The 9,771-nt window shown below is 70.4% G+C and carries 7 protein-coding genes, 1 rRNA gene and 2 pseudogenes; 4 read left to right on the top strand and 6 right to left on the bottom strand.

Annotated elements, in window-relative coordinates; all coding sequences use genetic code 11:
• Positions 1 to 92, top strand: a 5S ribosomal RNA gene (gene rrf / locus ABZ470_RS27220); the annotation flags it as partial.
• A 293-nt stretch (positions 93 to 385) separates the two neighbouring features.
• On the opposite strand, the gene ABZ470_RS27215 is transcribed toward rrf, so the two are convergent.
• Positions 386 to 1,426: a zinc-dependent alcohol dehydrogenase family protein gene (locus tag ABZ470_RS27215; protein WP_362914831.1), complete on the bottom strand. Its 1,041-nt coding sequence runs from the start codon at positions 1,424 to 1,426 to the stop codon at positions 386 to 388.
• A gap of 339 nt (positions 1,427 to 1,765) precedes the next feature.
• On the opposite strand from ABZ470_RS27215, the gene ABZ470_RS27210 reads away from it, so the two are divergent.
• Together ABZ470_RS27210 and ABZ470_RS27205 are read left to right on the top strand one after the other, a co-directional pair.
• A complete protein-coding gene (locus ABZ470_RS27210) occupies positions 1,766 to 2,257 on the top strand; it encodes a flavodoxin domain-containing protein (protein ID WP_362914829.1) in 492 nt (163 codons plus the stop codon).
• Positions 2,258 to 2,445: 188 nt separating this feature from the next.
• The gene (locus tag ABZ470_RS27205; RefSeq protein ID WP_362914827.1) at positions 2,446 to 3,339 is read left to right on the top strand and encodes a universal stress protein; all 894 of its coding nucleotides are present in this window, start codon (positions 2,446 to 2,448) and stop codon (positions 3,337 to 3,339) included.
• Positions 3,340 to 3,453: 114 nt separating this feature from the next.
• On the opposite strand, the pseudogene ABZ470_RS27200 reads toward ABZ470_RS27205, so the two are convergent.
• From ABZ470_RS27200 to ABZ470_RS27190, 3 genes and pseudogenes are all read right to left on the bottom strand, one after another.
• Positions 3,454 to 3,621 (bottom strand): annotated as a pseudogene (locus tag ABZ470_RS27200) (LuxR C-terminal-related transcriptional regulator); the annotation flags it as partial.
• A gap of 51 nt (positions 3,622 to 3,672) precedes the next feature.
• Positions 3,673 to 3,924: pseudogene (locus ABZ470_RS27195) on the bottom strand (CBS domain-containing protein); the annotation flags it as partial.
• Between the two features lie 58 nt (positions 3,925 to 3,982).
• Positions 3,983 to 6,637, bottom strand: coding sequence for a GNAT family N-acetyltransferase (locus tag ABZ470_RS27190; RefSeq protein WP_362914825.1), 2,655 nt, complete (start codon positions 6,635 to 6,637; stop codon positions 3,983 to 3,985).
• Positions 6,638 to 6,688: 51 nt separating this feature from the next.
• Here ABZ470_RS27190 and ABZ470_RS27185 point away from each other — a divergent pair, with 51 nt between their 5' ends.
• A complete protein-coding gene (locus ABZ470_RS27185) occupies positions 6,689 to 6,871 on the top strand; it encodes a hypothetical protein (protein WP_362914823.1) in 183 nt (60 codons plus the stop codon).
• A 28-nt stretch (positions 6,872 to 6,899) separates the two neighbouring features.
• Here ABZ470_RS27185 and ABZ470_RS27180 read toward each other — a convergent pair whose 3' ends face one another.
• On the bottom strand, positions 6,900 to 9,017 hold the full coding sequence (locus ABZ470_RS27180; RefSeq protein ID WP_362914821.1) for a glycoside hydrolase family 65 protein: 2,118 nt from the start codon (positions 9,015 to 9,017) through the stop codon (positions 6,900 to 6,902).
• Positions 8,986 to 9,750 (bottom strand): beta-phosphoglucomutase family hydrolase, encoded by a 765-nt coding sequence (locus tag ABZ470_RS27175; protein ID WP_362914819.1) that lies wholly within the window; start codon positions 9,748 to 9,750, stop codon positions 8,986 to 8,988. The genes ABZ470_RS27180 and ABZ470_RS27175 overlap by 32 nt, the downstream gene beginning before the upstream one ends.
• Positions 9,751 to 9,771: the final 21 nt, after the last annotated feature.

Below are 9,771 nucleotides of genomic sequence, written 5' to 3'. Positions count from 1 at the left end.
CACCCGGTTACATTCCGAACCCGGAAGTTAAGCTCTTCAGCGCCGATGGTACTGCACCGGGGACGGTGTGGGAGAGTAGGTCGCCGCCGGACAATTTTTTGTGGGGGGTCATCCTTTGGGGTGGCCCCCCTTTTTTTGTTGTTTTTCAGGGGTGCGTGCGTGGGTGGGGGGGCTGCCCCCTTTTTTTGTGTTTGGCTGTTGGGGTGTTCCCTGGGTGGGGTTGTGTTCCAGGTGGGGGTGTCTGGGGTGCGGGGTGGCCGGCGGCTGCCCCTTTTGTGTTTGGCTCCGGGGTTCCCAGGGGTGTTTTGATGGAGTCAGCCGGCACGATCGTGGCCGGCCAGGGCTTCTTCGACGAGGCCTTCCTCAATGTTCCTCGGGGAGACGGTCAGCTGCGGTTCAGGGCGACCTTGAGGGCGCCGCTGCGTGCCGGGTCGGCGAACACCTCGTATGCCTGCTCGATGTCGTCGAGGGCGAAACGGTGGGTGATCATGGGGTCGGTGTCGAGTCGCCCGCCGCTCAGCATGGTCAGCAGGTCCGGGGTGGAGAAGGTGTCGACCAGGCCGGTGGTGATGGTCACGTCGCGGATCCACAGTTCCTCCAGGTGGAGAGTGGCGGAGCGGCCGTGGACGCCGATGTTGGCCAGATGACCGCAGGGGCGGATCAGGGTGGCGCACAGTTCGAAGGTCTCCGGCAGCCCGACGGCCTCGATGACCACGTCGGCGCCGAGCCCGCCGGTCAGCGAGCGCACCACCTCCGACGGGTCGTCTTCGGGAGCGGCGGTGACATCGGCGCCGAATCGCCTGGCGGCCTGCAGACGGGCCTCGGCGGTGTCGATCGCGATGATGTTGGCGGGAGAGTACAGACGGGCGGTGAGGATCGCTGCCAACCCGATCGGCCCCGCTCCGACGACGACCACCGTGTCTCCGGGTTTGACCCGGCCGGCCAGCACACCGACCTCGTAGGAGGTGGGCAGGATGTCGGCGAGCAAGACGGCGGCCTCGTCGCCGATCTCGGGGGTGAGTCTGTGGGTGGACAGGTCAGCAAGGGGCAGCCGGGCGTACTGGGCCTGCACGCCGTCGACGCGGTGGCCGAGGATCCATCCGCCGCCTCCCAGGCACTGGCCGTAACGTGCCCGCCGGCAGTAGTGGCAGCGGCCGCAGGCGGAGATGCACGAGGCCAGGACACGGTCGCCGGGCCGTAGTTCTGTGACGGCGTCGCCCACGTCGACGACGGTGCCCACGGCTTCGTGGCCCAGGATCCGTCCCGGTTTCACCTCGGGGACGTCCCCGCCGAGGATGTGCAGGTCCGTGCCGCAGATCGTCGTGGTGTCGACCTGGATGATCGCGTCCCGTGGGTCGGTGATCGCCGGATCGGGGACCTCGGTCCAGGTTTTCTTGCCGGGGCCTTCGTACACCAGAGCCTTCATGATTTCTCCTGCTCGTTTCTCCGATGCCGGGGGACGGCCTGTTTCGGTCACCGTCCGGCAGGACTCCTTCTCAGCGTGCGTGGGAGGTGGACGGTCCGGTCAGTGGCCAACGGTCATGCGTCGCGGGACAAAGGTCCCGGTGCTGTGGAGTGGCGTTGCCCCGGCCGTTTCCCACAACGGTGGATCGGCGCCACGTCACCGGACGAGTCGGCTGCCTACGATGCGCGGAGGAACCGTGGAAGGCGGTGTGGCAAGGACCAAGGTCGGTGGGTTCCGGGCCGAAAGGCGGCTCCCACGTCGGGTCCGTTGTTGATGGACTGAACAGGGAGAGGAGCTGCGATGACGAAGGTTCTGGTGGCCTACGGGTCCACACGCGGTTCCACCCGGGAGATCGCCGGATGGATCGGGCAGGTTCTCGCTGAACAGGGGCTGGAGGTCGAGGTCCGGGCCGCCGCCGGGATGAAGGACGTCGGCGGCTACGACGCGGTGGTCCTGGGCGGTGCGGTCTACTACGGCCGCTGGCACCGTCATGCCCGTACCCTGGTTCGGCGTTGCGCGGGGCAGTTGGCGCAGCGGCCTGTCTGGTTGTTCAGCAGCGGCCCGCTGCAGAGGGTCGATGATCGGGACGTGTCTCCGCCCGCGGGGGCGGAGCAGGCCAGGCGCAGAGTCGGTGCCCGGGAGAACGTCGTCTTCGGCGGCTGCCTGCGTGCTGACGCCAAGGGCTTTCCGGCCGCCACCATGGCCAAGACCGCGGCCGGGGACTTCCGCGATGCCGAACGGGTGCGCGCCTGGGCCCGCGACATCGCCTACGACCTGAAAGCGGCAGGCTGACAGAGCCGAGTGAGCCATCGCCTTTTCGGCTCCACTTCTGACGAACGGAGACGAAGGTTACGTGGTGGGTCGCGTGTTTCCCGCATGAACCGGTGCCGAACGGAGGCGAAAGGTCCCACGCCGGGAGGACCTTCCGCCCTGCTGGAGCGGCCGCTCTGCGCCGACGATGGAGACGGAGGTGACAGGCCATGAGCGAGACACGCGAGGTCGTGGTCGGTTATGACGGTTCGGACTTCTCCATGCAGGCCCTGGAGTGGGCGATGGACGAGGCCGAGCTCAGAAAGCTGCCGCTGACGGTGGCGCACGCCTGGCGGTGGCCGTACGGGGAGACCGGCGAGGAGGCCAGGTCCCATCTGCGCAAGGCCGCAGAACACGTGCTCTACCACGGCGCCGACTGCGCCCGTTCGTGCAGTTCGATCACCGAGGTCACCACCGACCTGTACGAGGGGGCCGCCGCCGAGCGGCTGACCGAGCTGTCGGCCGGCGCCGAACTTGTGGTGGTCGGGTCACGTGGCATGGGGACGCTGGCCAGGACTGTGGTCGGGTCGGTGGCCGGTTACGTGGCGGCCCACGCGCGCTGCCCTGTGGTCGTCGTGCGCGGGCCGGGGCCGCTCCCGGTGCCGTTGCACCGTGGGGCCGTGGTACTGGGGATCACCGATGACACCCCCGACGTGGCGATCGCCTTCGCCTTCGACGAGGCGGCGTTGCGGGGCCTGGATCTGCTGGCGGTACACGCGGGACACATCCGGGCGGTGGCGTGGGGAACGGCGATGCCGCCGGTGTCCGACGTGGAGATCACCACGCACATGGTCGAGGAGGACCTGCTGCGGCGGCTGCGGCCGTGGCGTGACAGCCATCCGGCGGTGCCGGTGCGGACCCGGTTCGTCACCGCCTCGGCGAAGGAGGCGCTGGTGGAGTTGTCCCGGGAGGCGAGCGTCGTGGTGGTCGGCGGAGCCCGCGCGACCGGCAGGCTCGGCTCGGTGACCAGGGCGGTCCTGCGGCACGGAGCGAGTCCCGTGGCGGTCGTCCCGGTGACGGAGGACATGTCGCAGGCGGGGTCCGCTCCTCCAGGCGAAGACTGAGGGCGAAAGGGGAGGCTATGACGTCGCAGGTGCAGGACGTCATGGAGCTGGTGACCACCGCGGTCCGCCCCGTCGGAGCCCCTCACCGTCCGGGAAGGGCCGCGGTGGGCGCTCTCACCGGTCGTGGTCCGTCTTCATCCGCGCCGCCAGCGCGGCCACCTGGGTACGGCGCTGCATGTTGAGCTTGGACAGCAGGTTGGACACGTAGTTCTTCACCGTCTTCTCGGCCAGGAACATCCGCTCGCCGATCTGCCGGTTCGTCAGGCCCTCACCGATCAGCTCGTCGGTCACCGGCAGCCGCTTGACGCCGTGGTGTTCCATCAGGTGGCCCGCGGTCACCACGGGGGCGTCCACCGGGACGGTGACGGCCGGAGCGCTCATCAGGTCCCGGGCCGTCTCGCGCCCCGGCCGGGGCGACCCAGTGCGGAACCGCTCCCGGCGCACCAGGTCGGCCTCGGAGACGACGCCGACCACGTGGCCGTCGCCGTCCAGGACCGGTACGGCACTGACTCCGTGCTCCAGGAGCATCTCGGCGATGTCCTTGAAGCAGGTGCCCTCGGTGACCGAGACCACCCGCCGGGTCATGACGTCCTTGACGGTGACACGCATCATCGCCTCTCGTCGGATCAGCAGGCCCGGTCGCTCATCGCAGTCTCCTGCGGAAGGGCGACGGCGGCGGGGCGGCGGGTGCGAGCCGTATCCGGACGTCCACGGCGAGCGCGCCGGACGTGGTGACGGTCACCGGGTTCAGGTCGAGTTCGGCGACCTGCGGAAGGTCGTCCAGCAGCTGTCCGACCCCGGCGATCTGTTCCCGGAGAGCGGCGACGTCGACGGCGGGGCGTCCCCGGTAGCCCGAGAGCAACGGGGCGCATCGCAGTTCGGCGACCATCGCAGCGGGGTCCTGATCGTCGAGCGGCGGTACCCGGAAGGAGTGGTCGGCCATGAGCTCGGCGGCGGCGCCGCCCATGCCGACCATGAGCAACGGGCCGAAGGACTCGTGCGCGACACCACCGATGATCATCTCCACGCCGGGTTCGGCCATCGGCTGGACGATCGCGCCGGTCATCGCCGGTCCGATGGCGTCGGCCATCTCCTGGTAGGCGTGGCGGACCTCGCCGGGAGTGGAGAGGCCGAGGCGGACTCCGCCGACGTCGCTCTTGTGCACCAGGCCGGGCCCGGTGGCCTTGAGCGCGACCGGTAGCCCGGTGGACTCGGCGGCCGCCGCGGCGGTGTCGGGGCCGTCGGCCTCGGTCGAGGCGATGACATGGATGCCGTAGCAGCCGAGCAGGCGGGCCGCGGTGGCGTGGTCGAGCCATCGGCCGCCGGGATGGCGGGCCAGGTCCGCCGCCACGAGGCCACGGGCGGTGACGGTGTCGGCCGCCGGTGGCTTGGCAGGCGCGGCCTGTGGCCTCGCGCGCCAAGCCGCGTACCCCACCGTGTGACGCAGTGCTCCCACGGCCTGTTCGGGAAAGGCGTAGCACGGGATCCGTCCGTCCAGCAGGCCGTCGTGCCCGGCGATACAGGCGGCCACGGTCTTGGTCGTCGTGGCGGTCGCGGCGATGATGGCATGGCGGGTGCCGGCCAGTCCGGAGCCGAACGGCGGGGTGTAGACGATCAGGACGGCGTCGATGTCGGGGTCGGCCAGGACGGTCTCCACGGCGAAGGCGAGATCCCGTGCGCTGCCGCCGGCGGTGAGATCGACGGGGTTGGCCACGGCGGCCGAGGCAGGAAGCCGGGAACGCAGGCGTCCACGGGTGAGGGGCGACAGCCCGGGAACCAGCAGGCCGTGCCGCTCGCAGGCGTCGGCGGCCAGGGCTTGAGGTCCGCCGGAGTTGCCGACGACGGCCACCCGCCCGCCACGGGGCAACGGCTGGGTTCCCAGCAGGCGCGCGGTGTCGAGCATGTCCTGGACGCTGTCGACGCGGATGACACCCGACGCTTTGAGCAGGGCGTCGACGGCGACGTCCGGGGTGGCGGCGGCCGCGGTGTGGGAGTGGACCGCCCGCTCTCCGGAGACGCCCCGGCCACTCTTGATGACGATGATCGGCTTGCGTCTGCTCACCCGCCGTGCGATACGGCCGAATCTGCGGGGGTTGCCGAACGACTCCAGGTACAGGGCGATCACGTCGGTCGCCGGGTCGTCCTCCCAGTACTCCAGCAGGTCGTTCCCGCTGACGTCGGCCTTGTTGCCGACCGAGGCGAAGCCCGACAGGCCGATCCCCAGGGCGTTGGCCCGGTCGATCAGAGCGACCGCGACCGCGCCCGACTGCGACATCAGGGCCAGGTGCCCGGGAGCGGGAGGATGAGGTAGGAAACTGGCGTTGAGGTTGGCCCCGGTGTCGGCGACACCGAGGCAGTTGGGGCCGATCAGACGCATGCCGGATTCACGGCAGATCCTCAGCAGCTCGCCTTCCGTACCTGTCTCACCCGCCTCGGCGAATCCGGCCGTGACGACGACGAGGTCGCGCACGCCATGGCCGGCGCAGTCGCGGGCGATCTCCAGCACGGTACGGGCCGGGGTGGCGACGACCGCCAGGTCGACCGGGCCGGGCACCTGCCGCACGGTCGCGTATGCGGGCAGGCCGAGGATCCTGTCGGCGTGCGGGTTGACCGGGTGGACGGGGCCGGAGAAGCCGGCGTCGAGAATGTTGCGCAGGATGCGGTGGCCGATCCCGCCCGGGGCGCGTCCCGCGCCGATCACCGCGATCGACTCCGGGTGGAACAGCCGCTTCAGGCAGGCGGAGGTCGCCTCGTGGGCGCGTTCCTCGATCCGCTCCAGCAGGCCCGGAGTGGGATGCGGATCCATCCGGATCTCCACCGTCCCGTCGAGGAAGGCCCGCCGGGTGGGCAGTCCGAGATCGTCCAGCACTCGCAGCATGGGGCGGTTGTCGGCCAGTACCTCGGCGACCAGCTCGCGCACGCCCTCGTCGGCGGCCTCCAGCGCCAGGTGCTCGACCAGCAGGGTGCCCAGGCCACGGTGGTGCATCGTGTCGTCGATCAGGATCGCGAGCTCGGCGTCACCGTCCTGACCGGGGACGTACTCCGCGACCGCCACCAGGCCGCCGTCCACCGCGGCGACCAGGACGCGGCCCGGGTGGTCCGGTTCGGTGACGCGGTCCATGTAGGCGTGGGCGCCGGCCTTGCCTCCGGTGAAGAACCGCAGGTAGGCCGAGCGCTCGGACGACCTGTCGACCAGCCTGTGCAGGGACGGCCCGTCGCCGGGACGCAGGGGGCGGATGTGGGCGATGCCACCTTCACGCAACAGGACATCGCATTCGTCGGGGACGGTTCGCCTCATACCAGCAGCCTCCGCCACCGCCGCGTCGTGTCCTAGGGCCGAAGTGCCCTGGTGGCAGGGCCGGTCGTCGTCGGCTACCTGGTCCTGGTCGAGCCGGTCAAGAAGGTGTTCTCCGCGTTCCCTGAGGGTGGCGGGCCCGCCGTCCGGCGCCGTGGACACGCCCACCACGCGCGGCGCCGGGCGTCCCGGTTCAGCCACACCGGTCCCCTGCCGGGTGGAACCGCGCGGCCCTGACGGCCGCATGCGCCAGCCGGTGAGGTGCTCAGGACCTCTCGAACAGGACGGCCACCCCGGCCATCGCCCCCAGATGGACCCCCTCCGCCGTGGTTCCGCCCTGCAGGTCCCGTACGTCGTTGTTCAGCGCCTCGACGAGGAAGGGCTGGGAGGCGCCGGGACGTACGTGGGCGAGGACCCCGGCGTGCACGACCGCACTGAGCGTGGAACCGTGGCAGGTGCGGGCCAGGTAGTAGTCCACGGTGCGCGCCGCCATCGCGGAATTCCACGTGTGGCCCAGGCCGGTCAGCGCCTCGCCGAGTCCGTCGGAGCCCAGCAGGTGGAACAACATCAGCACGTCGGCCTGTTTGGAGATCTTGTACCGGTTCGGAGTGTCTCCCTCGGCCTCCAGAATGCGATCAAGCCGCCGAATGTCACCATATTTCCTGCGATAGGAGGCCCAATCCAGTTCCTTCAGGGCGTCGTAGCCCTCGAACTGGCTGATCACCCCGTCGTGGAAGTCCACCCGCATCCGTGCGGCCATGGCGGTGAAGCGGTCGACCTCCTCCTGGCTCACCCTTCCGGCTCCGACCAGGGCGATCATGTCCAGGACGCGGCGCATCAGCCAGGCGGTCATCACGTTGGTGTAGGCGTTGTTGTCCACTCCGGGCTCGGCGCGGTCCGGGTAGCCGTCGTGGTACTCGTCGGGCCCCATCACGCCCCGGATGGAGTACCGATCTCCCTCCCGCACGGCGAGGCAGGCGAAGAACCGGGCGATCTCCACCAGCAGCTCGCCGCCGAAGCCGGCCAGGAAGGCGGTGTCCCCGGTGGCCAGGTAGTGCCGCCAGACGTTGTAGGCCACGGCCAGGCCGATATGCCGCTGCAGATGGGAGTGGTCGGGCAGCCAGCGGCCCGATCGGGGGTTCAGGTGCAGACGAGGGGTCTCCTCCCGGCCGTCGCTGCCACTTTGCCAGGGGAACATCGCCCCGGTGTACCCGGCTTCACGCGCGGCCCAGCGCGCCTCGGGCAGCCGCCGCCACCGGTAACGCAGCAACGCCTCGGTGACCTCGGGCAAGCGCGGCGCCAGGAAGGGGAAGGCGAACACCTCGTCCCAGAACACGTGTCCCCGGTAGGCCTCGCCGTGCAGGCCGCGAGCGGGAAGCCCGGCGTCGAGTTCGGTCAGGTGCGGGGAGGCCGTCTGCAACAGGTGAAAGACGTACAGGTTGAGGACCTGCTGGACGTCGGCGTCCTCGGCTGTCACGTGAGCCCGCTGCCAGAGCCGATCCCAGGCTCGCGTGTGCCGTCCGAGCAGAGCCTCGAAGGAACCCGCACGTGCCACCGCGGTCCTGGCGGCGCTCTCGCTCCCGGCGATGGCCCGGTCACGGGAGGTGTGCAGGGCGACCACCTTCTCCACGACGATCTCCTGGCCCTCGGCCACCTCCACGGTCCGCTCGTCGCTCACCCATTCCTTCCGGGCGTCGTGTGAGACACCGCCGTCGGCATGGTCGCGTCCTCCGGTCAGGGTGGTGCGGGAGGCCAGGGCGATCTCCACGCGAGAGGTGGCGGTACGCGTCAGCAACCCGATCACCCCGTGGGCGGCGTGCGAGCTGGTCGGCACCAGGTGCCGACCGGCCAACCCCTGATAGCGGGCGACCCCGGAGTTGACGACACGCCCGTCCAGAGCGGAGCGGACCCGGAGCGTGCCGCTCCAGTTCTCCGGGACGATCGTCGTCCTCAGGGCGGCCAGGTGCGGATCGTCCATCGAGACCAGCCGTCGCTGCTCCAGCCGGGTGATCCGTCCCCGGAAGTCGCGGACACGCAGCAGCCGGGTCAGCACTCCCGCACGCATGTCGAGAACGCGGCGGGCGGTGAGGAACTCAACCGTGCCGGGGGCGAACCAGCCGTCATCGTCGACGCGGAAGGTCAGCGGCAGCCAGTTCGGCACGTTGACGAGATCCTCGTTGTCCACCGTACGGCCCGCGACCCGGGAGAAGAGCCGGTCGTAGCAGCCGGCCACGTAGGTGCCGGGATAGCGCACACCGTCGGCGTGCGCCTCCGGTGCGGCTCCACGGGTGGCGAAGTAGCCGTTGCCGAGCGTCGTCAGTGCCTCCCGCAGTCCCTCGGAGGCGGGATCGTCATCGTCGTAGATGAGGAGCCAAGGGTTCACCGCTTCTCCCGGCCAGTCGTAGCTCCGCCAGATCGCCGACGACGATGTCGGCTCCCGCCGCCCGTAACGCGTCCCCCGAGCCGTGCCGGTCGACGCCGATGACGAGGCCGAACCCACCCCGCCTGCCCGCCCGCACCCCGGCGAGGGCGTCCTCGACCACCGCCGTCCGCCGCGGCGACACTCCAAGTTCCTCGGCCGCCTTCAGGAACAGCGCGGGGTCGGGCTTTCCGGCCAGTCCCAGCCGAGCTGCCTCGACACCGTCGATTCGGACGTCGAACAGGTGGTCGGCCGCCGCCGCGTGGAGCACCCGCGCGCAGTTACGGCTCGCCGAGACGACGGCCGTACGCACCCCACGACGCCGGAGCTCACGAACGACCTCGACGGTCGAGGGGAAGGCGGCGACACCGTTCCTGCGGATCTCGGCCAGGAAGAAGGCGTCCTTGCGCGCGGCCAGGTCCGCCACCGTTTCCGGGTCCGGCGCGATGCCCCGGGAGCGGAGGAAGTCCTCCACCCCGTCGCGGCGGGATTTGCCGTCGACATGACGCAGATACTCCCCACCGGCGTCGAAGGGCCGGAACCGCCCCCCGGATCGGTCGGCGTACTCACGCAGGAAGGGGTCGAACACCTGTTTCCACGCGGCGGCGTGCACCCCGGCCGTGTCGGTGACGACCCCGTCGGTGTCGAAGACCACCGCGGCGATCCGCCCAAGGTCGACGACCGCGGGCAACGGCATGGCGCACCCCCTCACTCGCAC

The organism is Streptosporangium sp. NPDC020072, from assembly GCF_040631445.1.
GTDB lineage: Bacteria > Actinomycetota > Actinomycetes > Streptosporangiales > Streptosporangiaceae > Streptosporangium.
Note: the sequence above shows the minus strand (reverse complement) of the source record. Positions and strands in the feature narration are given on the sequence as shown.